This is a genomic window from Nonomuraea sp. NPDC049625 (genome assembly GCF_040675285.1).
Taxonomy (GTDB): Bacteria; Actinomycetota; Actinomycetes; order Streptosporangiales; family Streptosporangiaceae; genus Nonomuraea; species Nonomuraea angiospora_A.
Map to the genome: position 1 here is coordinate 94,509 of NZ_JBFAOQ010000016.1, position 24,142 is coordinate 118,650.

A 24,142-nucleotide genomic window follows, 5' to 3' on the forward strand; every position below is an offset into this window, starting at 1 on the left:
CCTGCCTCGGGAGACTTCAGCCACGTCGCTGACTGAACGCGGGCAAGCTCCGGCGCCACTGACCGAGCACGGGCAAGCTCCGGCGCAATTCGACCACAAACCCCATTAGCTGGCCAACGCCAATCAAGGTACTAGATAAATCAACATTTGCACGTCTCTGCAAACATCACACACAGTAACTCGGCAGTTCGATCCCAGGAGCATCGGATCATTCGGCGCCGCACCCGCTGTTAGCGCTGGTGACGCAATTCATTTGCAGAGAAATCCAAGAGAAACGTCATCCGTCGCGCTTCAGCATCGATCTCGCCTTCGGTAATCTTCACGCTCGGTGCCCCGGTGCCGATCACCGGAGGCTTCCTGTGTTAGGAGAACCTCAAATGACCTGCAAAGTGCGCCGTCGCACTCTCGTGCTCGGCGTTACCGCCACTCTGTTATTCACCGGCTGCGGCGGAAACGGCCAGTCGGCCGGCTCGGGCGGCAACGGCCTGGAGAAGGCCACCATCAGGGTCGGCGCCATGCCGATTCCCGACCCCGTCTCCCTCTACATCGCCATCAACAAGGGCTTTTTCAAACAAGAGGGCCTGACGGTCGAGCCGGTCGCCATCGTCGGCGGCGCCGCGGCCCTTCCGCAGATCAAGAGCGGTCAGCTGGACATCACCCAGACCAACTACGTCTCGACCTTCCTGGCGGTGAGCAAGGGCGAGAAGTTCAAGCTCGTCGCGGACATGTACCAGGCCGGCCCGAACACCTACAACATCATGGTCCCGAAGGATTCGCCGATCAAGACCGTCGCGGATCTCAAGGACAAGACCGTCCTGGTCAACAACTTCCGGAACATCGCCACGTTGGCCGTCACGACCCAGCTGAAGGTGGCCGGTCTCACCGAGAACGACGTCAAATTCGCCGAGAAGCCCTTCCCCGACATGGGCAACGCGCTCCAGGCCGGACAGGCCGACGCCGCCTGGATCACCGAGCCGTTCATCACCGCCAACCAGAGCAAGCTGGGCTTCCGCAAGATCGCCGACACCATGACGGGGCAGACCGAGGACCTGCCGATCGCAGGCTGGATGGCCTCCGACGACTGGGTCAAAAAGAACCCGAAGACGCTGGCCGCCTTTCAGCGAGCCATCGCCAAGGCGCAGGAACTCGCGTCGAACGACCGTAAGGAGATCGAGGCGATCCTGCCCAAGTACACGAAGATCGATGCGAAGACCGCTTCGGTCATCACCCTGGGCACCTTCCCGAGCGCGCTGAGCGCCAACAGGCTGCAAAAGGTCGCCGACCTCATGCTTGAGTACAAGTACCTCGAGAGTCCGATCGACGTGAAGTCGGTCATCGCGACGCCGTCGGACGGATGAGTCATTCGCGGTCATTCCGCAGCGTCGCCGGCGTTGCGGCGTTCCTCGTCGCGGGAGAGCTGGTGATCCGGTTCGGGCTGGGCGACGGCGTGATCTTCCCCGCGCCCTCCGTCATCCTGATGGAGGCCGTGCGGCTGGTGGTCGACGGAGAGTTCCTGCTGGGAGCGCTCACGACGCTCACGAACTGGGCACTCGGCCTGCTGGTGGCGGTGGCGGTGGCGGTCCCGGCAGGCGTCCTGCTCGGCGCGCTGGCCCCGTTGGAGCGCGCCGCCCGGCCCGTACTGGAGTTTCTGCGGCCCATTCCCTCGGTCGCGGTCATCCCGCTGGCGATCCTGCTGATCCCGGTGGACGGCCTGATGAAGGTCGGCGTCATCGTGTACGCGTCCGTCTGGCCGATCCTGTTCAACACGTTGTACGGCATGCACGACGTCGACCCGCTGGCGAAGGATTCGCTGCGTAGCTTCGGATTCGGGCCGGTGGCCGTGCTCGGCAGAGTGAGCCTGCCCAGCGCCGCGCCTTTCGTCGCGACCGGTGTCCGGATCGCCTCCGGGGTCGCGCTGATCATCGCCGTCAGCGCCGAGCTGTTCGCCGGTGGAACCGCGGGCCTGGGCGTCTTCGCCATCCAGGCGGGCAGCGCAAACAGGACCGACCTCGTCATGGCGGCCACGCTGTGGGCCGGCATGTTCGGCCTGGTGGCCAACGCCTCGCTGCGGGCGGCCGAGCGCCGTCTGTTCGGCTGGCACCTGGCGCGGACGGGTGCGGCGCAGACGTGAGATCACTTGCCGGGGTCCTGGTGATCCTCCCTGTCATCGCCGCCTGGGAGCTCGTCACGCGGCGGCTCGGAGACACCGACTTCCCACCGCCCACGAGCATCGTCGCCCGCATGCACGAGCTGTGGTTCTCAGGCCCGGCCGCGCGCCTGTTCCTCACCGACGACGCCGTGGACAACATCCTGCCCAGCATGGGACGCATGTTCTCCGGCTGGTTGCTGGCCGCGTTCATCGGAGTGGTGGCCGGCGTGGCACTGGGGCGCTCGCGGGTCGCGGCCGACTACGTGGACGCGCTGATCGAATTCGGCCGTGCCGTTCCGCCGCCCCTGCTGCTGCCGCTGTTCCTGGCGCTGTTCCAGGCCGGCCTGGCCATGCAGCTCGCCGCGATCGTCTCCGGCGTGATCTGGCCCGTACTGCTCAATTCGATCGACGGAGCCAGAAACGTCGACCGCACCTACACCGAGACCGCCACGGTCTTCGGGCTGTCGAGACCGCAGCGGCTGCACCGGATCGTCATCCCCGCCGCCTCGCCCAAGATCTTCGCGGGCCTGCGACTGAGCCTGTCCCTCGCGCTGATCCTCATGGTGATCTCCGAGGTGTTCGGCAGCACGAACGGCATCGGCTACCAACTGCTGGTGGCGCAACGGAGCTTCGACACACCCGGCGTCTGGGCGACGATCGCCCTGCTGGGCATTCTCGGTTATATCGTCAACGCGCTGTTCGTGCTCGCGGAGCGCCGGCTGCTGATCTGGCACAGGCAGGCGAACCGTACGCCATGACTTCTGGAAAAGGACACATGCCGTCATCCGACAAGCTCCTCTGGGAAGCGGTCTCCGGTATCTCCCGATTCGCTGCACTCTTGACCATGGCGGAGCTCGGCGTGGCCGATCAGCTCGCGCATGGGCCGCTCGACACCGAAGAGCTCGCCGCACGGTGCGGGGCGCACGCTCCCTCGCTCCGCCGGGTCCTGCGCGAGCTGGCGGGCATCGGAGTCGTCCGTCCGTCCGGCGCCGACCGATACGCCCTCACCGAGGAGGGCTCGGCGCTCCGCTCGGACATCCCCGGCTCGATCCGCTCCTCCATGCGCATGCTGGGCGAGGAGAGCTTCTGGTACGCCATGGGCAAACTGCCGGACACGGTACGCGAGGGCAGCTCCGCGTTCGTCACCAGGTACGGAGAGCTCTACGAGCACCTGGCCCGCCATCCCGACATCAGCCACATCTTCGACGACTACATGACCGCCAGGGCCGACGCCTTCACGCGGGGCCTGGTCACGCGTTATGACTTCACCGGCGTCGGCACCATGGTCGACGTCGCCGGAGGCAGCGGCTCGATCCTGGCCACGGTCCTGCGCGCCAACCCCGGCATGCGGGGCATCCTCCTCGATCTCGACCACGTGGTGGCCCATGCCGGGGACGTGCTGGCCGCCGAGAACCTGGCTGATCGGTGCGAGGTGGTGGCCGGGAACTTCTTCGACTCGGTGCCCTCGGGAGGGGACGTCTACCTGCTTGCCAGCGTCCTGCACAATTGGGGCGACGACGACGCTGTGCGCATTCTGCGAAATGTCCGGCACGCCATGAAACCCGGCGGGCGCGTGCTGATCCTGGAAGTGGTGCTGCCCGACGACGCTGAGCCGCATCTGGGCAAGGACCTGGACCTGCGGATGCTGGCCATCTTCAACGGCGGCTCGGAACGGAGCCGACAGGAGTACGCGCAGCTCTTCGCCTCGGCCGATCTGGAACTGGGAGAGGTTGTGGAGTTGGGCGCGGGAGCAAGCCTCCTCGAGGCCAAGCCTGTCTGACCCGGTCCGCATCGGGTGGCGCCTCAGGGTTCGTGCTATGCGGAGGAGGGAGCGTAGCTACGGAGGAAGGCCCGCACGCCCGCGGTGACGAGCCGGTCGACCTCCTCCTGGGGTAGGGGGACGGCGCCGTAGAACGTCCGCTGGTTCACGTCGGTGATGGTCAGCAGGGTGAGGTGGGCGGCGGCGAGGTCGGCGTCGTCGATCCGCAGCAGGCCGCGCTCGGCGATCTGGCGCAGGTACGGGGCGAGGCGCAGGTGCCCGGTCTGCGGTCCGGCCGCGATCCACGCCTGGAGGATCGGCGGCGGGATGTGGGCCGCCTCCGCCTCGATGGCCCGTACCAGGGCGAAGTGGTCAGGGAAGGCGGTGACCGCGGCGACCCTGTCGAGGGAGAAGTCGATGAGGTCCCGCTCCAGATCCACGATCTTGTGCAGATGCCGGTCCATGATCTGCGCGATCGCGGCGGTGACCTCGTCGGCGCCCTCCAGCGCGACGGTCAGGAACAACTGCTCCTTGTCGGCGAAGTGCCGGTAGATCGTCCGTTTGGACACCCCCGCCTCGGCGGCGATCGCGTCCATGCCGGCCCGGGTGTAGCCGTCGCGGCCGAACACGCGGCGGGCGGCCCGGGTGATCGCCTGACGCTTCTCCGGTCGGCCGTACGGCTCGGCCTGGCGCAGGGTCATCAGCGTCCTTCCGGCTGGAAACTCCTCGATGCAGTGTAGGGGCGACCCGCGCGCCGGTGGGCCTTGCGGGCCAGTCAAAGTACACCAATCAGTGTCACTAGGAAACTAGCTGGTGTACTTTAGGCGTGTGATCGCCGAACCCCTACACAAGGGACAAATCGCAGTCCGGTACCTCGCACTCCTGGCCACGCCGACCTCACTCAGCGCCAACAGCACCACCACCGCCATCCCCGATCTGGCCCGAGCCCTGGGCGTCTCGGCGGCCGACGCCACCTGGGCCGCCACGGCGTTCGGCTGGGGCGGAGTCCTCGGAGCCCCGCTCACCGCCGCGCTGCTGCGCACCCGCGGCATCCGCGCCGCCACACTCGTCAACAGCGCCCTCGTACTCCTCGGCACACTCCTGGTGGCCGGCGCACCGACGCTGCCGATGCTGCTGGCCGGACGCGCCGCCCAGGCCGCCGGCGGAGGGGGCCTGGTCACCATCGCCATCTCCCTGGCCGGGACCGCCTCGCGAGCAGGCGCCGTCACCGCCGGGGTCGGCCTGATCGGCGCGTTCGGCCCGCCGGCCGGCTCCACCCTGTCGGGGATCTCCTGGCGGCTGCCGCTGCTGCTGTCCCTGCCGGCGCTGCTGGCCGTCCCCGCAGTCCTACGCCACGCCCCCGTGCACCACCACCAAGCCGCCGCCACCCGTACCGACACCATCGGGATCCTGCTCGTGATGACGCTGGTCAGCACATTCGTCCTGATCCCGCGCCTGGAGCTGGTGGCCGTTGCCGCCTCGGCCGTCGCGGGCCCGCTGCTGACCCTGCACGTCCGCAAGAAGCCTGCCGGGTTCATCCCTCATCCGGTGATCCGCTCCCGGGCGTTCGTGACCGCGGCAGCGGTGGCGAGCACGCTGTCCACCTCCTACTTCGCCCTGCTCTACACCGTGCCCCGGCTGCTGGAACACCACTGGACGACCGGGCGGATCGGGCTGGTGACGCTCATCATGCTGGCCACCGGCTCCATCGCCTCGCTGTTGTTCACCCGGCGGGCCGCTCGGCTCGGTCCCGCCGTCACCCGATCCGTCCTGCTGACCGCGGGCGCCACGGCCGTCGCCCTGCCGTCGATCGCCCCGTGGCCGGTGCTCGTCGCGGCGTCCACAGCGTTCGCGGTGTTCGCGGCCACAGCGGCGATGGCCTGGTACGCGCCCCGCGTCGGCGCCGTCGTACCGGACGAGCACCGGGCCACCGCCGTGAGCCTGCTCACCCTGTGCTACCAGCTCGGCGGCGCCTTCGGCCCCGCGCTGGCCATCCTCCTGCTCGCTTGAGCGCCGGCAGCGCCGGGATCGCCGCCAGCACCACGGCGGTCAGCGCGGCGATACCGAGGAACGTCCTCTGCACCCCGGTGGCATCGGCGAGCAGCCCGAAGTACGCCGGGCCCGCGAGGTAGCCGAGATAGGCAACCGTGGAGATGGCGGACGTGGCCCGTCCTCGTGACCCGTCGGGAACGGGCCGGAGCCCGTAGGACAGCAGGGTGGGAAAGAGCGCCGAGGTGCCGACGGCGGCGGCGATGACGCCTCCCAGGGCGAGCGGCAGCGTGGCCGCGAACGCCGTCAGCACGCCACCGGCCGTGGCGATCGCGCTTGCCACGACCAGCGTGGCGATCGGGCGGCGCAGCGTGACCGTACCGGTGGCGAAACGGGTCAGTGCCGCCGTGGTGGCGAACGCCGCCGGCGCGACGGCGGCCAGCGCCGGCGAGGCGGTGAACGCGTCGGTCAGCAGGACGGCGCTCCAGGACTGGTAGGCGTTCTCCGCCGCGAACGCAAACGCGCCGATCGCCCCGACCATGACCAGCGCGATCCACCCCGACATGCGACCAGGACGCGTGGCGGCGCCCTCAGGTGCGGCGGCGTCGTCATCAGCAGGGGCCGGTCGCGTCGCGGTGACGACGGCCAGACCGAGCGCCACGACCACCACCGCGCCCGCGGCGAAGTTCACCAGCAGGCTGTCCGCGATCGCGGTGAGTGCACCGGTGGCCAGGCTCGAGAGCGCGACCGTGGCGGAGAACGCCGCGTGCGAACGGGTCACGACGGGACGTCCGGTTCGCTTCTCGACCGTCGCCGCCAGCGTGTTGAGCGCCACATCGGCCGCTCCCGAGCAGGCTCCCATCAACAGGATGCCGGCGCACAACGCGGCATAGTTCACCGCGGCGGCGGAGAGCACGACACCCATGACTCCCAGCAGTGCGAGCAGTACTCCGGTGACACGCAGACCGAGCGCGTCGACGAGCCGCCCGGCCAGCAGCATGGCGGGCAGAGCTCCGGCGGCGATGAAGAGCAGTACGACGCCGAACCCCGCATCGCTCACACCGGCCTGGTCTCGCAGCAGGGGCAAACTGGCACCCCACACACCCCAGAAGGCGCCGAACCCTGCGAAGCCGAGGAACGGCGCCGCGCGAAACATGCCGCCGGGGCGAACGATCACTGTGGACACCTGTGTAACGCTACACAACTAGAATGGCACCGTGCCAACCGACCGCAGACGCGTGACACTGAAAGATGTGGCGGCTCGTGCCGGGGTGTCACCCATGACCGCCTCCTACGCCTTCACCCGGCCTGCCCGGGTCGCGACCGACACCCGCGAACGCGTGCACCGCGCCGCCGACGAGCTGGGGTATCACCCCGACGCCGTGGGCCGCGCGCTGAAATCCGGTCGAACGCATCAGATCGGGGTGGTCTTCAGCGAGCATCTGGCGTACGCCTTCGACGATCCCCAAGCAGCGCAGTTCCTGGCCGGGGTCGCGGAGGTCTGCGTCGAGGAAGGCCAGGGCCTCACGTTCATCCCCACGCGGGGCGATGCCGCCGACGCCGATCGCGTGCTGTCCGCGGCGGTCGACGGCTTCGTGCTGTGGACCACCGCCGAGGACGACCCGGTGCTGGCGGCAGTCGCCGACGACCCCCGGCCCGCCGTCATCCAGGGCGGCCCACCGCGCCAGGGGATCGCGTGCGTCACCCAGGACGACTACCGGGCCGCGCTCGCGGTCGCCTCCCAGGGACTCCGTGAAAGCCGTACGCCCGTCGTGATCTCGTTCCCGCTCGATCGCGACCGCGAGCGCATGGTGACGACCGGCGCCGATCTGCCGCCACACGCGCCGTTCCCCGTCACCGACGCCCGTCTGCGTGGCTACCGCACCGCCATCGAACAGGCCGGGCTCGACTGGACGAGCACGCCGATCGCCGTCGTGGCCCGCAACACCCAACAGGACGGCCTCGCCGCGGCACGAGAACTCGCCCCCCAGCTCACCCCCACCGCGCTCATCATCGCCATGAGCGACGAACTCGTCCTGGGAGCCCACCAGGCCCTCCAGGAGACTCACCCGGAGGCTGCCTACCTCGGCTGGGATGCCTCGCCGGCCGGCCGCCGGCTCGGCATCACGTCCGTCACCAACCCGCTGCGAGACCAGGGCCGCCGCTGCGCGCAGCTGGCACTCAACCCCGGCCACCCGAACGACCAGGAGATCCCGTGGACCATCCGAACCGGACGAGAGTCCGTTATGTAGCTCTTTACGTGTCCTGATACCTTATTGATAGGTGTGCCGGGAAGTCTGGTCGGCAAGTGAGAGACCCGAGCCCTGTCGAAGGAGCGGAGTTCCATGCCCGGCACCAGCGCCACGCGCGTTCCCCGCCTGTTCAACCGGAGCACCTGGCCCGAAGCGCGCCGCATCGCCGACATCCTGCGCAAGGAAACCATCGGCGGGGCACTGCTGCTCGCCGCCGCGCTCACCGCGCTGATCTGGGCCAACTCGCCGTGGGCGCAGACCTACCAGGACCTGCGCGCCATCGAGGCCGGCCCTGCCGCGCTGCACCTGAACCTCGACCTGGCCACCTGGGCCGCGGACGGGCTGCTGGCGATCTTCTTCTTCGTGGCCGGTCTGGAGCTGAAACGGGAGTTCGTCGCCGGCGATCTGCGTGACCTGCGCCGGGCCGTGGTGCCGGTGGCCGCGGCCGTCGGCGGCGTGATGGTGCCCGCACTGGTGTATCTGGCGGTCGCCGGCGGAACGGCGGCCAGGGGGTGGGCGATCCCGACGGCCACCGACATCGCCTTCGCGCTGGCGGTGCTCGCGGTGATCGGCCGCTCCCTGCCGGACGCGCTGCGCACGTTCCTGCTGACCCTGGCGGTGGTGGACGACCTGATCGCCATCGTCATCATCGCCACCTTCTACACCTCGCACCTGTCGGTGCTCCCGCTGCTGGCCGCTGTGGTGCCGCTGGCGATCTTCGCGGTGCTGGTACGGCGCGGGGTACGTGCGTGGTGGCTGCTGCTGCCACCGGCGTTCGCCTGCTGGGCACTGGTGCACGCCTCAGGAGTGCACGCCACCGTGGCCGGGGTGCTGCTGGCTCTGACCGTCCCCGTACTGTCCCGGACACCGCCGGGCGGCACGGAGGGACCAGGCCTGGCCGAACATTTCGAGCACCGGTTCCGCCCGCTGTCCGCCGGTGTGGCCGTGCCCGTGTTCGCGTTCTTCTCCGCCGGGGTCGGCCTGGGTGGGTTTGGCGGGCCAGCAGGAGCGTTGAGTGACCCCGTGGCGATGGGGATCGTGGCCGGGCTGCTGGTCGGCAAGCCGGTCGGCATCCTGGCCGCCACCTGGCTGGTGGCCCGCTTCACCCGCGCCACTCTGGACGAAGGGCTGGCCTGGATCGACATGGCCGGGCTGGCCGTCCTGGGCGGCATCGGGTTCACCGTGTCGCTGCTGATCGGGGAGCTGGCGTTCGGAACGGGCGAGGCCGACGCGCGGTTCAAGATCGCGGTCCTGGCCGGTTCCCTGACCGCGGCCCTGCTGGCCACGGTGATCCTTCGGCTGCGCGCCCGCGTCTACCGGCGCATCCACCGGTCCGAGACCGCCGACTCCGACCATGACGGGATCCCCGATCTCTACCAGCGGCCCTAGCTCGTCGCCCGCGACGCCCTGGCTGCCCTCCGCGGATGTGCCGCACGCACACGTCCGGTGCGGCAAAGGTGTGGCGGGCGGCACTGGAACGGCCGCGGCGCTCAAGTGACGATGGCGGCCGGTCTCGGGGTTGCCGACCGACTCAGGGAGCACTCATGCCCGACACGACCGTCATGCCCGCCCTGCCGGCCTCCACGGCCTCGCCGCCATGCCCCGGCCCCCGGATGCCGGCGCGCACCGTCGACGACGCCGGCCACCGCACGATCCTGCTCGCCGCGCGCGTTGCCGCCGCGGTCGCCGAAATCCCGTAGACAGGAGGCCCGAATGCGTTGCTTATGGACGGTCGCGGTGATGCTGACCGCACTGCTGGTACCGACCGCGGCCCATGCCGCGACCCCCTCGTACCTGACGCTGGAAGCCACGTACGCCAACGTCGCGAACGGTTGGTCCTCGGTGGAGCGGTACCTGGACACCACGTCCGGGTTCACCCAAGAGAGCTACCCGCCGGACGGCCGCGGAGATCAGGACGGCCAGCGGCTGAGCTTCTTCGGCGGCGTCAAGCGGCCGTTCTCCGGCCGGTTCCTGCTGTACCACGCACCCGGTTGGAACGCCAACCCCAAGACCACTCCGGTGCTGCTGGTCCACGGCGCCAACGACAATCCGGACCGGGCGTGGGCCAATCCCGGCGAGTCGGGCGGCTTCGGCTGCGGCGCCATAAGCTGCCCGAGCACCGGCCTGATGCAGCACCTGTCGAACGCCGGATACCGGGTCTTCGCCATCGGGTTCGCGCACAAGGAAGGCGACAACCTGATGCAGGCCCAGGAGGTCGGCGACGCGATCGTGATCATCAAGGCCAAGCTCGGTGTGTCCGCTGTGGATCTGGTGGGCTGGAGCAAGGGTGAGATGTCGGCGCGGATGTACGTGTCGTCGGTCAAGCCGAGCTGGGGCCGTTCGTACGCCGGCGACGTGCGCAAGCTCATCACGCTCGGCGGCCCGAACGCCGGCTACGACTATCCGTTCGCTCACGGCTGGGCGCACGACTTCTCGATCTGGCCGGAGTGCGGCGGCAGCGTCAACTCCCCCGCGCCGCACACGTACATGACCTGCTACGGCATCTACGCCAACCATCCGGAGTTCTCGTTCGTACCCGCCGGCGGGTTCGACTGCTATCCCGGGCAGCGGCAGATGCTGGCGCGCTTCGACGGCACCTACGGCATCGACCAGACGCAGCAGGACTGGTACACCACGTACTACGGCGGACAGGGCTTCTACACCTCCGGGCCCGGCATCCAGGCCGCGATCAACGCGGGCTCGCTGATCTCGCGAATCCAGCAGGCGGGTGTGCCGGCGTCGGTGGCGACGTACCTGCTGGCCGGCGGGTCGCCCAGCGTCGTGGGCATCTACAACGAGAACCGGGGACCCAGCGACGGCGTGGTGTTCGTCAGCAGCGCGCTGTCCACGGTGGGCATCGGTACGGTGGCCGGCACCGCGCTGATCGCCGGTGCCAACCATCTCCAACTCGGCTGGTACCCCGCGGTCCGGTCGCAGGTCGCGAGCTGGCTCGGCTGACAGGAACCGTACGACCTCTCGGACCCCCTGGGGCTTCAGTGGCCTATGCAGCCTCCCCCGCCACGTTCAGAAGAGCTTTATGTGCACGGTGCCCGGCGGCGTGGCGGAGGGCGAGCCGGCAGGCCCACCCTGACCCGGCGCCGGGGGCTGCCTGGTCACGTCGGGAGTCCCTTCGGAAGCGGAAGGCTCGGACGGCTCCGGCACGCTCTGCGTCGGCTTCGGCGTCAGGGTGGGTGCCGGCGTGGGGGTGCGGGTGGTCGGTGACGTGGAGGGGGTGGAGGACGGAGACGCGCCTGTCGGCGTCGAGGTGGCTGGCTCCCGGTACGGCGCCGGAGCCGGGGGCTCGGCGTGCCTGCTCTTCTTGGAAGATGGTTTGCGGGGTTCGGCCCGTTTCCGGGACTTGCCGGTCACCTGGTCGGCCACCGTCTGATCAACGATCACCTGGTAGGTCAGGATGCCGCCCATACTGACGCAGAACACCAGCGCGGCCGCCACCCCCAGCTTGGCCCACGGCAACGCCTTCAGAAGTGCCCCGGCCCGCGCGGACCGCCGCGCGGCGCCATCACCCGCCTCGGCTGTCCGCTCGTGCCACGCGCTCACGGCATGCTGCCTGACCTTGTCGCCGGTGCGCTTGAGATAGTGCGTGTAAACGTCGGTGGCCACCGTGCTGGCCAAGCTCATCACGGCGGCGCCGATCACCGTGCCGGCGACGCCCAGGTACGACGCCGCGACCGCCGCCGTGACCGCGGCCATCGCGCTTCCCACGATCTGTGGCACGCTGAGCGCCAGCCTCCGAGGCTTTCTGCCCGCTTCTCGGATTCGGTCCCTCTTGGTCATGCGTGTGGTGGAAGCCTTCTCGTTCATGGACGCGCACGCGCCCTGTCGTGCCTGTGTCGTGCGGACCTTTCAGGGCCACGCGTGGCTCGGCGGACCGGTGGTGGAGACCGGGGTGCAGACCCGCTCGCCTGAAGAGGCAGCCGGCTCGACCACTATGGCCCGGCGGACAGAGGCGGCTGATGCGACACACGGCGCCATGTCGGATCGTGACGGCACCCTTGCATTTATGCGGAATTCGCCCGCCGCACCACCCCGAGTCCGGCACACCCGTGCTGGAGGCGTTGCCGAGCGGGTCGCCGTACCGATGGGATGGGCAGCGCTCAGGCCCCGGTGAGGGCGCGGCCGTGGTCGGCCGCGTACGCGGCGAATACCTCCGCAGGTGATCCATTCGTGTGGAGGAAACGCTGGTCAAGGATGGTGGCGAGGTCTTCCAACGCACCGGCGAGCAGGTCGGCCGTCAGGCGCACATCTGCCCGTCGGCCCGCCTGCCCGCGCTGGGCGAGGCGGGTGGCATGGCCGATCGTGGCCGCCAGGGACGAGTGGTCCTCACCGTCATGGAAGTAGTAGGCCTCCGCGTACTGGGTGAAGTCGATACGGACCCGCACCACCTCGGTGGCCAGGCTTCCCAGCAATGACGCACCCGCAGCGCAGTCGAGCTGCCGCATGGACGGGTCCGAGCGGTGCAGCAACGCCAACCGGATCGCGAGCACCCGCCGGCGGGTCAGCGTCGGATAGATCTCCAGCACCCAGGAGACGGTGGCCGTCAGCAGGACGAAGCCGACGAGGGCTTCCAGGGGCGAGACCACGCGGAGCCAGCCCGCGACAGGCACGATGTCCCCGAGCCCGAGGGTGGCGACCATGACGAGCGACAGGTAGACGGAGTCGAGGAGTGCCGGCTCCTGCGACAGCCCGGAACCGGGTGCGAAGGCGAACGCCTCCGGCATGTGGGGCCAGTAGACGATGGCCCAGCCCAGGATGATGGTGACGGCCCACATGCCGACCACCGTCGCCATGGCGAGCGGACCGACGAGCCCCACAACCCGCCTGCGCGCTCGGAGATGCCGGGCCAGTTTCCACAACGCCGCCATGACGAGCCGGCTCAGCCCTCCGTGGCGGGTGGGGTGCCAGAGCGTGTGGAACAGGTCCCGTAGGGCGGCCATGATGAGCGCGGCCCCGAGCAGCGAGACCAACCACTCCATTCGTCTCTCCCGCAGTGGCTGTCCTGTGGAGCGGCTGGACGATCCGTGCAGCCAAGGCCGGGGGGATCTGCCGCCCGAGCCGGGCCGCGCTTGGAGCCTAGGCCGCGGGCACCGTCGGTGAACGCAGACTCGCCGAATCGGAGGTGGTCGGGCTGCGTAGCTCGCTCATACGTTCGAGTCTGCCGAACAGCGGGTATGGACCGAAGACGCAGGCGTTTCCCCAGCTCACGGTCGGTGTGGTATGTCCTTCACGCAGCGTCAACAACAGCCTGGCAACAACCTTCCCGCCCTCCGGGCGCGATGCCCCATGAGCCTCGCGAGACGGAATAGGCTCATGCGAGGATCCGGGCCGATGCGAAGTTGGGGGAACGGGTGAGCAAGTCGTTCGTGCATCTGCACGTCCACACCGAGTACAGCATGCTGGACGGGGCGGCCAAGCTGAAGCCGCTGTTCAAAGAGGCCGAACGATTGGACATGCCGGCGATCGCCATGAGCGACCACGGCAACATGTTCGGTGCGTACGAGTTCCAGAAGGTCGCGTCGGGCACACCGGTCAAACCGATCATCGGGATCGAAGCGTATGTTGCCCCGCACAGCCGGTTCGTGAAGAAGCCGGTGTTCTGGGGGCAGCGGGCCGAGACCGGCGTGGCGGACGGCGAGGGTGGCAAGGACGTCTCCGGCGGCGGCCGGTTCACCCATATGACCATGTGGGCCAAGGACGCGAACGGGCTACGCAACCTGTTCCGGCTGTCGTCCCTGGCGTCGTTCGAGGGCTACTACTCCAAGCCGCGCATGGATCAGGACCTGATCTCGCAGTACGCGACCGGGATCATCGCCACGACCGGCTGCCCGTCCGGCGCGGTGCAGACCCGGATCCGGCTGGGCCAGTACGACGAAGCCGTCAAGGTCGCCGGCGAGTACCAGGAGATCTTCGGTAAGGAGAACTACTTCCTGGAGCTCATGGACCACGGCATCAGCATCGAGCGGGAGGTCCGGGAGGACCTGCTCAGGTTGGCCAAGCAGCTCAACATTCCGCTGCTGGCCACCAACGACTCCCACTACGTGACCGAGGACCAGGCCGACGCCCACGACAGCCTCCTGTGCGTCGGCGTGGGCAAGAACAAGGACGACCCGAACCGGTTCCGGTTCAACGGATCCGGCTACTACCTCAAGCCCGCCGACGAGATGTACGCCCTGTTCCCGGAACTGCCCGAGGCATGTGACAACACGCTGCTCGTGGCCGAGATGATCGGCGACTACGGCGACGTGTTCGCCCAGGTGGACCGGATGCCCGACTATCCGGACGTGCCCGAGGGGGAGACCCAGGAGTCGTGGCTGCGCAAGGAATGCGAGCGCGGCCTGGAGATGCGATATGGCACCCCGATTCCGGCCGAGGTGATGGATCGGTACGAGACCGAGATGAAGGTCATCGGTCCGATGGGGTTCTCCTCGTACTTCCTCGTCGTGGCCGACATTTGCAAATATGCCCGTGACAACGGCATCCCGGTCGGGCCCGGCCGTGGATCGGCGACCGGTTCGATCGTGGCGTACGCCACCCGCATCACCGAGCTCGACCCGCTGGAGCACGGCCTGCTGTTCGAGCGGTTCCTCAACCCTGAGCGGATCAACCCGCCGGACGTCGACCTCGACTTCGACGACCGCCAGCGCGATCGCATGGTGGCCTACGTCACCCAGAAGTACGGCAGTGAGTTCACCGCGCAGGTCAACACGTTCGGCACGATCAAGGCCAAGGCCGCCGTCAAGGACTCGAGCCGGATTCTCGGCTATCCGTTCGCGATGGGCGACAAGATCACCAAGGCGATGCCGCCGGACGTCATGGGCAAGGGCGTCCCCCTCGCGGACATATTCAACGAGAGCCACCCCCGCTACAACGAGGGCACCGAGCTTCGCGCCCTGTACGAGAACGACCCCGACGTCAAGAAGGTCATCGACACCGGCCGCGGCATCGAGGGGCTGATCCGCGGCACCGGCGTGCACGCCGCCGCTGTCATCCTGTCCTCGACCCCGCTGCTGGACCTGATCCCCATGCACATGCGGGACAAGGACGGCGTGGTCATCACAGGGTTCGACTACCCGTCCTGTGAAGACATGGGTCTGGTCAAGATGGACTTCCTGGGACTGCGGAACCTGGGCATCATCGACCACGCCATCAAGATCATCAAGCAGAACCGGGGCGTCGAGCTCGACACCCTGACGATGCCGCTCGACAACGCCAAGACCTACCAGCTCCTGGCCCGCGGCGACACGCTCGGCGTGTTCCAGCTCGACGGCGGCCCCATGCGATCGCTGCTGAAGCTGATGGAACCGACCCGGTTCGAGGACATCGCCGCCGTGCTCGCCCTCTACCGGCCGGGCCCGATGGCGGCCAACGCGCACACCAACTACGCCCACCGCAAGAACGGCCGCCAGGACATCGAGCCGATCCACCCGGAGCTCAAGGAGGCGCTCGAACCCATCCTCGGCCCCACCTTCCATCTGCTCGTCTACCAGGAGCAGATCATGGCCGTCGCCCGCGAGCTGGCCGGCTACTCCCTCGGCGGCGCCGACCTGCTGCGCCGCGCCATGGGCAAGAAGAAGCCCGAGATCCTGGCCAAGGAGTTCGCCAACTTCCAGGCCGGCATGCGCGGCAACGGCTACAGCGACGAGGCGATCCAGGCGCTGTGGGACGTCATGCTGCCCTTCTCCGGGTACGCGTTCAACAAGTCCCACACCGCCGGCTACGGTCTGGTCGCCTACTGGACCGCGTACCTGAAGGCCAACTACCCCGCCGAGTACATGGCCGCCCTGCTCACGTCGGTGGGCGACGACAAGGACAAGGCGGCCGTCTACCTGGCCGAATGTCGCAAGATGGGCATCCAGGTGCTCCCGCCCGACGTCAACGACTCCCAACTCGACTTCGTCGCGGTCGGGGACACGCAGGTCCGGTTCGGGATGGGCGCGGTCCGCAACGTCGGGGAGAACGTCGTCGAAGGGATCGTGAAGGCCCGCAAGGAGAAGGGCCGCTTCACCGACTTCAACGACTTCCTCGGCAAGGTGCCGCTCACCGCCTGCAACAAGCGCGTCATCGAATCGCTGATCAAGGCGGGCGCGTACGACTCCCTCGAACATCCGCGCAAGGGCCTGCTCATGATTCACGAGCAGGCCGTCGAGTCCGTCATCGACATCAAGAAGAACGAGGCGCACGGCCAGGACTCGCTGTTCGGCGGGATGGACGACACCGGCGACGACGCGGCGTTCACGATCGCCGTCCCCGAAGGCGAGTGGGACAAGAAGACCAAGCTCGACTTCGAGCGGGAGATGCTCGGCCTGTACGTGTCCGACCACCCGCTGGCCGGCACCGAACGCCTCCTGGCCAGGAACCGGGACACCACGATCGCCGACCTGCTGGACAGCGGCCGCGACGACCGCGGCGACGTCCAGGTGTCCGGCCTGGTCACCAAGGTGGACCGGCGGGTGAACAAGGCAGGCAACACGTGGGCCATCCTCACGGTCGAGGACATGGACGCCGCCGTCGAATGCCTGTTCTTCCCCCGCAACTACGAGCTGTACGGGCCGGAGCTGCGGCCGGACATCGTGGTGTCGGTGAAGGGCCAGATCAACAACCGGGACGGCGCCATCTCGGTCTTCGCCCAGGAGATGGCCCTCATCGACGTGTCCGGCGTCAACAGCGAGTCCGGTGCCCCGATCACGCTTCTCCTGCGGGAAGAACGCATCACTCCGACCCTGCTGGACGAACTGCGCCAGGTGCTGAAGATGCACCAGGGCCGCGTACCGCTGCACATCAACCTGCGACGGCCGGCGGGCAAGGTCATGGTGATGTCGCTACCGGAGTGGCCGGTCAACGCCGAACCGAGCTTCGCTGCCGACATCAAGGCGCTGCTCGGGCCTGAAGCACTGTCGCTTTGAGCCGGCGGATCGAGGTCATCAGCCCCGACGACGCGCCGGAGTGCCCCCGCTGCGGCCGAGCGGGGTTGCTGTACGCACGCGTGCCGAACGGCTGGTACAACGCCGTCGGCACGCGGGTGGAGGGCTACACCGGGGTGGCGCTGTGCTCGGACTGCGACACGGATGATCTGCACGCCGCCCCGCTGATCTCGTGGTTCCACGTCAACGGTGAGCCGAACGACGAGGACCACGAGTTCGTGCGGTTGTTCACTGCATGGGCGACCAACGTGTTCGTACCGATGCTGAATGAGCAGGCGTTGGAGGACGAGATCGAGCAGTGGCGGCGCAGCGAGCTTTGACGCCCGGCCAGGCGAGCCGCACGCAGCCGAGCGGCCCTGAGCTCACCGGTCACCGTCGGAGGGGGTCAGGAAGTCCTGGAGCTCCCGGTGCCGGAACTGGTACGTGGCGCCGCTGACCCGGAGCAGCCGGGCCTCGCAGGCCCAGTCGAGAAAGGCCCACAACCGCAGCGGCAGCAGGCCGCGCATGGCCGCGACGACCAGCCCGATCATCGTACGGGCCCAGGCGATCGCCCCGAAGGACAGCCCGAAGGTCACGCCGCCGACGAGCGCGCACACCAGCGACTCCACGACGCCGGTGTTCATGACGAACACCAGGAAGGCGCCGACGCCGCCGGTGAGGCCGAAGGCCAGCCCGATCGTCGGGTTGCGGTGCAGTGCCTCCCGCGGGTGGGCCAGCTCGGCATCCCTGCTCCAGCCCCCGGTAGCGATCTTGAAGACGACCCCCAGCGTGAAGGCGAGGGCGAAGGTCCCGGCGAGCCCCACGGCCAGCGGCAGCGGGCCGGCGTGGGCCAGCCGCAGCGGCACCAGCCCGATGATCGCGCCGCACAACCCGAAGCCCAGCAGCGTGATGGGCTCGGCGTGGAGCACCTCGGGGACGGTCATCCGCTCGGCGCCCCGCTGCCCTGCCGCGGTCAGCCCGATGACCGCGCCCAGCACCAGCCCTCCGGTGCCGCCCGCGGCGACGGCGAAGACGGGCCCGAAGACCTTGCCCCCGGTCAGCACGAGTCCGGCCAGGCCGCCGAGCACCCCGACGGGCGTGCCCGCCAGGGCGCCCAGCAGGCCGCCGATCACGCGCCGCCGGCGGGGGACCTCGCTGCGCCCACCGGCGGCGGCCGGCCAGGGCGACAACGACAGGCCGGTGGCGATCGCCACCCAGCCCGCCATGAGCGTCAGGGTGAGCAGCCGCTCAGGGCCGGCTCCAGCATCGTCAGCCGCAGACCCCGTCCAGTACGCCAGCATCGCGACGACCGCGAAGAGCGCGCAGACCAGGCAGTGCAGCGCCCAGACCCGCCGCCTGCCGCCGATCGGCCACAGCAGGTGCGGAACGATGTCGATCGCCGTCAGGCCAGGCGGCGGCCGGTCCACCTCGGCGCCCCGGGCGGCCTGCCAGCGCAGGTGGGCGGCCAGGTGCACGAGCCACGACCGCACCTGTTCCGCCTGGTACGGAGCCCCGTAGGCGGTACGGGGCGTCAGCACGGTCGCCGCCGGCACGTACGCCTCCAGCAGCCTCCTGACGATCCGCGCCACCCCTTCACCGGTGTCGAGCCCCGGATCCACGCGGAGCAGCCCGGCGGGATCGGCGCCGGACTCCACGGCGGTCACGGTCAGCACCAGCCGCCAGGGCGTGGCGAGAGCGGCGTGCACGGCCTTGCCCGCCGGCCCGGACAGCGCCCCGTGGATGGCCTCGCGGTGCGCGCCGTAGGGGTGCCCGTCCGGCCAGCGGGTGCGCAGGTACGCGCCGATCTGCTGGCCGGTCAGGTTGTGCAGGTGGATCCTGGCGGCGTTGTCGAGCCCGGCCCCGGCCTCGCGCAGTTCGGCGTGACGGTCGGCGCGGCAGGTCACGACGACCGCGCCCGGTCGCCGGCCGGACAGGTCGCTGTAGCGGTTGAGCTCGGCCAGCAGCCCGATCGCCCGGCGCGGCGGGCCCCACGCCGGCTCGGGGTCCAGCTCGTCCAGCCCGTCCACCACCGGCAGCACCCGGCGATCGCGTACCAGCCGTTGCGCGTCCCTGGCCGCGAGCCCGAAGTCCTGCGCCAGTTGCTCGGCCAGCCAGGCCTCGAACGGCCTGCCGAGGGTCCAGCGGGCCGCGCTCAGCCGTACCGGCACCAGTTGCCCCTGGTCGAGCCGGCCGCCGGCGGCGAGCACGGGCTCCAGCAGTTGCAACACCAGCTCGATCGCCAGCACCGTCTTGCCAGCCCCCGACTCGCCCACGACCAGCAGGCGCCGCAGCCCCAGGTCGCCGAAGAACCGGCCGATCGTGTGCAGGTCGCACTCGGTCTCGCCGGTGTCGCCGTACAGGCTGAAGGAGAGCGCCGCGAGGTTGTAGCCGCCGAGCAGCCCCTTGCGCGCCCGGTCCTCCTCGCGGACCACGCGGCGGGTCAGCAGCTCGACGGCGGGATCGGGCGTGGAGACGGCCGGCGTCGCCGGCGGCTCGGGGACGGGGGCGGACGGTTTCGCCAGGGCCGTCCTGGCCGCCCGCCAGCGTTCGAGCTCGCCGGGGATCAGCTCGGCCGGGTAGTCGCAGTAGTGGAAGCAGGCGGTGACGAAGGCGCGGACGAAATCCCACCGCGGCAGCCGGTCCTCCTGCCGCAGGACGTGCGAGACCGTGCTCTTCGGCAACGCGTCGACCGTGGCGCCGTCCGTGGCCGTCGTCTGGCCGCCGAGCGAACGCAGCTTGCTCAGGGACGGCTCGCCCGCCCACTGCTTGAGCCGGGCCAGCGACCGTACGAAGTCGGCCGTGCTGCCCGCCTCGGCGGGATCGGGCGGACGGGGACGCTCCTCGATCATTCCTCTCCCGCCCGCACCAGCGCCCAGCCGAACTCGTCCCTGCCGCGCCGCGGCCACCGGCCCTCCAGGCACCGGCCCTCCAGCGTCTGCACGTGGCGCGACTCCATCAGGAAGTTGCGGGCCTCGTCGGCCTCCACCAGGTCACGGCCGACCGCGATGGGCACGAACCCGTGCCGGGGGATGTACACCCAGCGGCCGCGGTCCCAGTCGTAGGGGTCGAACCAGCGGTGGCGAACCGTGCCGGACACGCGTACCTCCGGTCCGTCCCTGGTCAGCACGAACGACCCCTGCGAGCGCAGCAGGCTCATCCTGCTGACGTAGAACAGCTCCGTACCGATGAAGGCGTTGATCCGCGCGTCCCAGTAGTCGTGCAACCAGCTCGACTCCCCCTCCCGCAGCTGCCGCGCCGTGCGGGCGAGCTGCCGTTCGAACCGGCGCTGATTCTTGCGCTCGGCCTTCTTGATCACTTTGAACGAGCGCAGCCACCGCAGTGACATCGTCCTCGACGCGCCCGCGCCGTCCATGAAGTGCTCCAGGAAGTCGGACGCGATCGGGTGGAAGTCGCGGCCGCCCTCGACGATCGAACGGAACAACGCGACCAGTTCCGGGACGGGCCTGCCTGTCCGCCGCCGTAAGCCTCGCAGGAACATCCTTGTTCTCTCCGTGGTCGGGTCCAGGGTCACGTGCACGTCCGGCGGTACTCCTCCTGGGGCACGAGATTCTCCCACTCCTCTCGGGTGAGGGAGCGGCCCGCGTTGGCACACGCCGCGGCCACCAGGTCGGGGGGTGTGCGGACGTTCCACAGCCGCGCGGTCCTGTCTCCCGAGGCCGTGGCGACCGTCGTCCCGTCGTGGCTGTAGACGAGGTCGGTCACGCCCTTGGTGTGGCCTTTCATCGCGGAACCGAGCCGCCGGTAGGTCAGCAGGTCCCAGAGTTGCACCTCGCCGTTGGTGAGGCCGGTGGCGAGGACCTTCCCGTCGGGGCTGAAGGCGAGCGAGGTCGTCATGCCCTCCTCGGCGATCAGGCCGATGCCGACCGCACGGCGGTGCGGCACGTCCCACAGGCGCACGCTGTTGTCGTAGGCCGTGACGGCCAGCCGCTGCCCGTCGGGGCTGAAGGCCAGGTCGTTGACGAATCCGCCGTGAGCCGTGAACGTCGGGCCGGGCAGCTCCCGGCCGGTGGCGACGTCGAAGAACCGGATCCGGTTGTCGAAGCCCGCGGTCGCCACGATCGTGCCGTCGGGGCTGATCGTCATCGCCGTGATGACGTCGGTGGCGTCGCGTACGGTGATGCGCGCTCCGGTGTCCCTGCGGCTCGCGATGTCCCAGAACACGATGGACTTGTCCCGCTGGGCGGCGACGAACCTGCCGTCGGAGCTGATCCTGGCCCACGCGAGCGACTTCTCGTGCGCGACCTCGCGGCGGCTCGCGACGTCCCAGAGCCGTATCCCGTCCAAGCCCTCCGACAGAAGTGTCCGCCCGTCGGGAGTGAACTCCACCCGGTACGCCGCCGCACGGCGGGCGCCCTCGGGATGCAGCGGCGGGCCGAGAGGACGCTGGGTGGCCGCGTCCCACAGCTGGAGGTCGGGGCTCTTCTCGTCGGCGACACCGGTGACCAGGATCCGCCCGTCCGGGCTCAGCGCGACGGCCCCCAGCGCCGGCACGCGGGTCCCCTTCTGCTGGAGGACCTGCGGGTCGGCCAGCCGGACCACGCCGTCATTGCTGGCGGCGGCCAGCACACCCCCGTCCGGGCTGAACGCGATGTCGTCGACACTGGCGTAGTTGTCCCAGAGCGTGAACAGCTGCTGCCGGCTGGCCGTGTCCCACACCACGGTGCGGCCGCTGTCCCCGCCGGTCGCGATCCGCGTGCCGTCCGGGCTGAAGGCGACCGAGTAGTAACCGGCCGTGCGGTCCTTGAGCATCCCCTTCGGCTTGCGCGTGGCCACGTCCCACACCCGGCCGGTACGGTCCCAGCTCACGGTTACCAGGGTCGACCCGTCCGGGCTGAGCGCCACGTCGCCTAGAGCCTGGGTGTGCCCCGTGAAGGGGGCGCCGAGCTGGCGGGACGTGGCGGTGTCCCAGAGCCGCGCGGTCTTGTCCTCCCCAGCGGTGACCAGGATCTTCCCGTCCCTGCCGTACGTCACCCCGTGGATGGCGTGCCCCTCGTCCGGACGGCCCATGGGAGCCCCGTGCGGGAGGCGCGTGGCCACGTCCCACTGCTGGACCACGCCTTTGCTGTCGCCGGTCGCCAGCGTTCTCCCGTCCGGGTTGAACGCGAGCGCCGTCACGACCTCCTCGGCCTTCACCTGGGCGCCCAGCTCGCGACGGGTGACCACGTCGTAGAACCGGACGCTGTCGAGGCACGCCGTGGCCAGCGTCCGGCCGTCGGGGCTGAAAGCCAGCCGCACGCTCGAACAGTCGTACTTCGCCCGGGTGATCGGAGCGCCGAGCTGCCGCCGCGTCGCCGTGTCCCACAACCGCGCCGTCCCGTCGGCGCCCCCCGTCGCGATGGTCGCGCCGTCGGGAGTGAACGCCACCGCCGTGACGCCCTGCTGGTGCCCGGTGAGCGTCCCCCTGCCGGTACGGGTCGCCGCGGTCAGCACCCGGTTCCTGGCCTCGTTGGTGTGCGCGATCCGCCACGCCGCCACGGCGAGCATCGAGGCCAGGGCGGTGTCGCCGGTGACCTCGCTCTGCGCCGCCAGCTGGCGGGAGCTGGCCAGACCGCGTTGCCAGTTCGCGTCGGCAGCCGCGTTGACGGCGGTGCCGGCAGCGGCGAGCGCGAGGACCGACAGCGCTGCCAGACCCGACATGACGAGCCGGCGGCGCCGGGTCACCCGCCGCGCCTCCCGCGTGGAAGCCGCGACGAAGCTCTCCACGGTGGCGCCGGGCGGGGGGAAGCTGTCGGGGTCGCGCTCCCAGCGGGGCCGGCTGTCCTGGACCGCCAGCAGCCGGGGCCCCCGGTAGAGAAAAGCCGGGTCGCGGTGGTTCTCCGCCCACTGGGCGGCCGCCTCCAGGAGCCCGTCGTACACCGTCTGCGCGGCGAGGTCCGGTTCGAGCCACTGCCGCAGGGTGGGCCAGGCCGTCAGGAGCGCGTCGTGGGCGATCTCGGCGCTGTCCTCGTGCAGGGTGAGCAGGCGCCGGTCGGCGAACGCGGACAGCAGCGCCGCCGTCCGCTCCAGGTCCTCCACCGAACGCGCCGACGCGGCGGCGTGCAGCTCGGCCAGCGTCGCCCGGCGCCGCGCCACCCGGCCGCCCGCGGTGATCGTCGTCATCCGCCGGAAGAACCTGAGCGCCGCCTTGCGATCATCCGGCCGCAGCCCGTCGAGGGCCTCGTCGGCCGTACGTTGTACGGAGTCGCGTACCCGGCCGGAGTCCTCGTACCCCCGGACTGTCAGGGTGTCCTTCTCGCGCCGCTCCCAGGTGTTGCGCAGGGCCTGGGAGAGCAGGGGCAGAGCGCCGGCCTCGTACCGGTCGCCGGCGCGCAGCTCCGCCAGGATGATCTCCACCAGCCCCTGTTCGAGCTCCAGGCCCGCCGCGGCCGCCGGGCCGGTGATGGCCAGCCGCAGGTCCGGCTCCGTCATCGGCTCGACGATGACCTGACCGTCCTGGATCGCCTCGGCGAACTGCGGGTAGGCGGCGCACCGGTCCCAGTAGTCGGCGCGCACCCCGACGATCACCCCGCCGCCGTCCGCGCCCTCGGCCAGGGCGTGCAGGGCCCGTACGAACGCCTGTCGCTCCCGCTCGTCGCCCACCAGGGTGAACAGCTCCTCGAACTGGTCGACCACCAGTACGAACCGCCCGGTTCCCGCGACGACCTCCCCCGGATCCTCCCGTAATCGCTCGGCCACGGTCTCGACCAGCCCGCCGAACTCCCCCACCCACACCCCGGCGAGCGCGCCGAACGGCTTCGCACTCGGCGTCACCAGCAGGCGCGGCCAGTCCCGCGACCCGGCCAGCGGCAGCATCCCCTCCGCCAGCGCCGGCATCAGCCCCGCCCGCAGCAGCGACGACTTGCCCACCCCCGAGGCGCCCGAGACCAGCAGGATGGATCCGTGCCGCGCCAGCCGCCTCCCCAGGCGATCCAGGAGGCTGCGGGTCGCCCGCGTACGCCCGAAGAACAGGTCGGCCTTCGTACCCTCGAACGGCACCAGACCTTGGTAAGGGCACACATCGTGGGATCGGCCGCCCCCGCCTCGCTCGCCCATGGCGCTCATTCTGGCCAATCGC

Annotated in this window: 18 protein-coding genes; 11 read left to right on the forward strand and 7 right to left on the reverse strand. The window is 69.9% G+C overall.

The window, feature by feature from the left end; genetic code table 11:
* Positions 1-239 precede the first annotated feature (239 nt).
* The 4 genes from AB0J87_RS48305 (at position 240) to AB0J87_RS48320 (ending at position 3,929) form a co-directional block, all read left to right on the forward strand.
* Positions 240-1,358, forward strand: coding sequence for an ABC transporter substrate-binding protein (locus AB0J87_RS48305; protein WP_363978701.1), 1,119 nt, complete (start codon positions 240-242; stop codon positions 1,356-1,358).
* Positions 1,355-2,131 (forward strand): ABC transporter permease subunit, encoded by a 777-nt coding sequence (locus tag AB0J87_RS48310; RefSeq protein ID WP_363978704.1) that lies wholly within the window; start codon positions 1,355-1,357, stop codon positions 2,129-2,131. Before AB0J87_RS48305 ends, AB0J87_RS48310 begins: the two co-directional genes overlap by 4 nt.
* Positions 2,128-2,907, forward strand: a complete 780-nt coding sequence (locus AB0J87_RS48315) for an ABC transporter permease (RefSeq protein ID WP_350724275.1) — start codon at positions 2,128-2,130, stop codon at positions 2,905-2,907. The genes AB0J87_RS48310 and AB0J87_RS48315 overlap by 4 nt, the downstream gene beginning before the upstream one ends.
* A gap of 86 nt (positions 2,908-2,993) precedes the next feature.
* Positions 2,994-3,929: a methyltransferase gene (locus AB0J87_RS48320; protein ID WP_363978707.1), complete on the forward strand. Its 936-nt coding sequence runs from the start codon at positions 2,994-2,996 to the stop codon at positions 3,927-3,929.
* Positions 3,930-3,964: 35 nt separating this feature from the next.
* On the opposite strand, the gene AB0J87_RS48325 is transcribed toward AB0J87_RS48320, so the two are convergent.
* Positions 3,965-4,609 (reverse strand): TetR/AcrR family transcriptional regulator, encoded by a 645-nt coding sequence (locus tag AB0J87_RS48325; RefSeq protein WP_363978710.1) that lies wholly within the window; start codon positions 4,607-4,609, stop codon positions 3,965-3,967.
* A gap of 127 nt (positions 4,610-4,736) precedes the next feature.
* Between AB0J87_RS48325 and AB0J87_RS48330 the strand changes: the two genes are divergently transcribed.
* Positions 4,737-5,918 (forward strand): MFS transporter, encoded by a 1,182-nt coding sequence (locus AB0J87_RS48330; RefSeq protein WP_363978713.1) that lies wholly within the window; start codon positions 4,737-4,739, stop codon positions 5,916-5,918.
* Here AB0J87_RS48330 and AB0J87_RS48335 read toward each other — a convergent pair.
* The gene (locus AB0J87_RS48335) at positions 5,854-7,083 is read right to left on the reverse strand and encodes an MFS transporter (RefSeq protein WP_363978715.1); all 1,230 of its coding nucleotides are present in this window, start codon (positions 7,081-7,083) and stop codon (positions 5,854-5,856) included. The two genes, AB0J87_RS48330 and AB0J87_RS48335, sit on opposite strands and share 65 nt — an antisense overlap.
* Positions 7,084-7,150: 67 nt before the next feature.
* Between AB0J87_RS48335 and AB0J87_RS48340 the strand changes: the two genes are divergently transcribed.
* The 4 genes from AB0J87_RS48340 (at position 7,151) to AB0J87_RS48355 (ending at position 11,107) form a co-directional block, all read left to right on the forward strand.
* Positions 7,151-8,149 carry a LacI family DNA-binding transcriptional regulator gene (locus tag AB0J87_RS48340; protein ID WP_363979279.1) on the forward strand — a complete coding sequence of 333 codons (999 nt, stop codon included), beginning with the start codon at positions 7,151-7,153 and terminating at the stop codon, positions 8,147-8,149.
* Positions 8,150-8,242: 93 nt separating this feature from the next.
* Entirely contained in the window at positions 8,243-9,538 is a 1,296-nt protein-coding gene (gene nhaA / locus AB0J87_RS48345) for a Na+/H+ antiporter NhaA (protein WP_363978718.1), read from the forward strand.
* A gap of 155 nt (positions 9,539-9,693) precedes the next feature.
* The gene (locus tag AB0J87_RS48350; protein WP_363978721.1) at positions 9,694-9,849 is read left to right on the forward strand and encodes a hypothetical protein; all 156 of its coding nucleotides are present in this window, start codon (positions 9,694-9,696) and stop codon (positions 9,847-9,849) included.
* Positions 9,850-9,862: 13 nt separating this feature from the next.
* Positions 9,863-11,107, forward strand: coding sequence for a hypothetical protein (locus tag AB0J87_RS48355; RefSeq protein WP_363978724.1), 1,245 nt, complete (start codon positions 9,863-9,865; stop codon positions 11,105-11,107).
* Between the two features lie 66 nt (positions 11,108-11,173).
* Here AB0J87_RS48355 and AB0J87_RS48360 read toward each other — a convergent pair whose 3' ends face one another.
* Entirely contained in the window at positions 11,174-11,860 is a 687-nt protein-coding gene (locus AB0J87_RS48360; protein WP_363978727.1) for a hypothetical protein, read from the reverse strand.
* 404 nt (positions 11,861-12,264) lie between these two features.
* A complete protein-coding gene (locus AB0J87_RS48365; RefSeq protein WP_363978730.1) occupies positions 12,265-13,143 on the reverse strand; it encodes a potassium channel family protein in 879 nt (292 codons plus the stop codon).
* 372 nt (positions 13,144-13,515) lie between these two features.
* Between AB0J87_RS48365 and dnaE the strand changes: the two genes are divergently transcribed.
* Both dnaE and AB0J87_RS48375 read left to right on the forward strand, forming a co-directional pair.
* On the forward strand, positions 13,516-17,070 hold the full coding sequence (dnaE, locus tag AB0J87_RS48370; RefSeq protein ID WP_363978733.1) for a DNA polymerase III subunit alpha: 3,555 nt from the start codon (positions 13,516-13,518) through the stop codon (positions 17,068-17,070).
* Entirely contained in the window at positions 17,067-17,408 is a 342-nt protein-coding gene (locus tag AB0J87_RS48375) for a DUF6300 family protein (RefSeq protein WP_363978736.1), read from the forward strand. The genes dnaE and AB0J87_RS48375 overlap by 4 nt, the downstream gene beginning before the upstream one ends.
* A 42-nt stretch (positions 17,409-17,450) precedes the next feature.
* Here AB0J87_RS48375 and AB0J87_RS48380 read toward each other — a convergent pair whose 3' ends face one another.
* Genes AB0J87_RS48380 through AB0J87_RS48390 form a run of 3 tightly spaced genes read right to left on the reverse strand, consistent with a single transcriptional unit; the run spans position 17,451 to position 24,129 of the window.
* Positions 17,451-19,916, reverse strand: a complete 2,466-nt coding sequence (locus tag AB0J87_RS48380; protein ID WP_363978739.1) for an NACHT domain-containing protein — start codon at positions 19,914-19,916, stop codon at positions 17,451-17,453.
* Positions 19,913-20,566 carry a hypothetical protein gene (locus AB0J87_RS48385; RefSeq protein WP_363978742.1) on the reverse strand — a complete coding sequence of 218 codons (654 nt, stop codon included), beginning with the start codon at positions 20,564-20,566 and terminating at the stop codon, positions 19,913-19,915. Before AB0J87_RS48385 ends, AB0J87_RS48380 begins: the two co-directional genes overlap by 4 nt.
* 29 nt (positions 20,567-20,595) lie before the next feature.
* Positions 20,596-24,129: a WD40 repeat domain-containing protein gene (locus AB0J87_RS48390; protein WP_363978745.1), complete on the reverse strand. Its 3,534-nt coding sequence runs from the start codon at positions 24,127-24,129 to the stop codon at positions 20,596-20,598.
* Positions 24,130-24,142 lie beyond the last annotated feature (13 nt).

What these genes read in the sequence shown, in the direction of transcription:
- AB0J87_RS48310 (WP_363978704.1), top strand. Translation starts at nt 1,355, where the DNA reads ATGAGTCATTCGCGGTCATTCCGCAGCGTCGCCGGCGTTGCGGCGTTC.
- AB0J87_RS48320 (WP_363978707.1), top strand. Translation starts at nt 2,994, where the DNA reads ATGGCGGAGCTCGGCGTGGCCGATCAGCTCGCGCATGGGCCGCTCGAC.
- AB0J87_RS48325 (WP_363978710.1), bottom strand. Translation starts at nt 4,609, where the DNA reads ATGACCCTGCGCCAGGCCGAGCCGTACGGCCGACCGGAGAAGCGTCAG.
- nhaA (WP_363978718.1), top strand. Translation starts at nt 8,243, where the DNA reads ATGCCCGGCACCAGCGCCACGCGCGTTCCCCGCCTGTTCAACCGGAGC.
- AB0J87_RS48350 (WP_363978721.1), top strand. Translation starts at nt 9,694, where the DNA reads ATGCCCGACACGACCGTCATGCCCGCCCTGCCGGCCTCCACGGCCTCG.
- AB0J87_RS48355 (WP_363978724.1), top strand. Translation starts at nt 9,863, where the DNA reads ATGCGTTGCTTATGGACGGTCGCGGTGATGCTGACCGCACTGCTGGTA.
- AB0J87_RS48360 (WP_363978727.1), bottom strand. Translation starts at nt 11,860, where the DNA reads ATGGCCGCGGTCACGGCGGCGGTCGCGGCGTCGTACCTGGGCGTCGCC.
- AB0J87_RS48365 (WP_363978730.1), bottom strand. Translation starts at nt 13,143, where the DNA reads ATGGAGTGGTTGGTCTCGCTGCTCGGGGCCGCGCTCATCATGGCCGCC.
- AB0J87_RS48380 (WP_363978739.1), bottom strand. Translation starts at nt 19,916, where the DNA reads ATGATCGAGGAGCGTCCCCGTCCGCCCGATCCCGCCGAGGCGGGCAGC.
- AB0J87_RS48385 (WP_363978742.1), bottom strand. Translation starts at nt 20,566, where the DNA reads ATGTTCCTGCGAGGCTTACGGCGGCGGACAGGCAGGCCCGTCCCGGAA.
- AB0J87_RS48390 (WP_363978745.1), bottom strand. Translation starts at nt 24,129, where the DNA reads ATGAGCGCCATGGGCGAGCGAGGCGGGGGCGGCCGATCCCACGATGTG.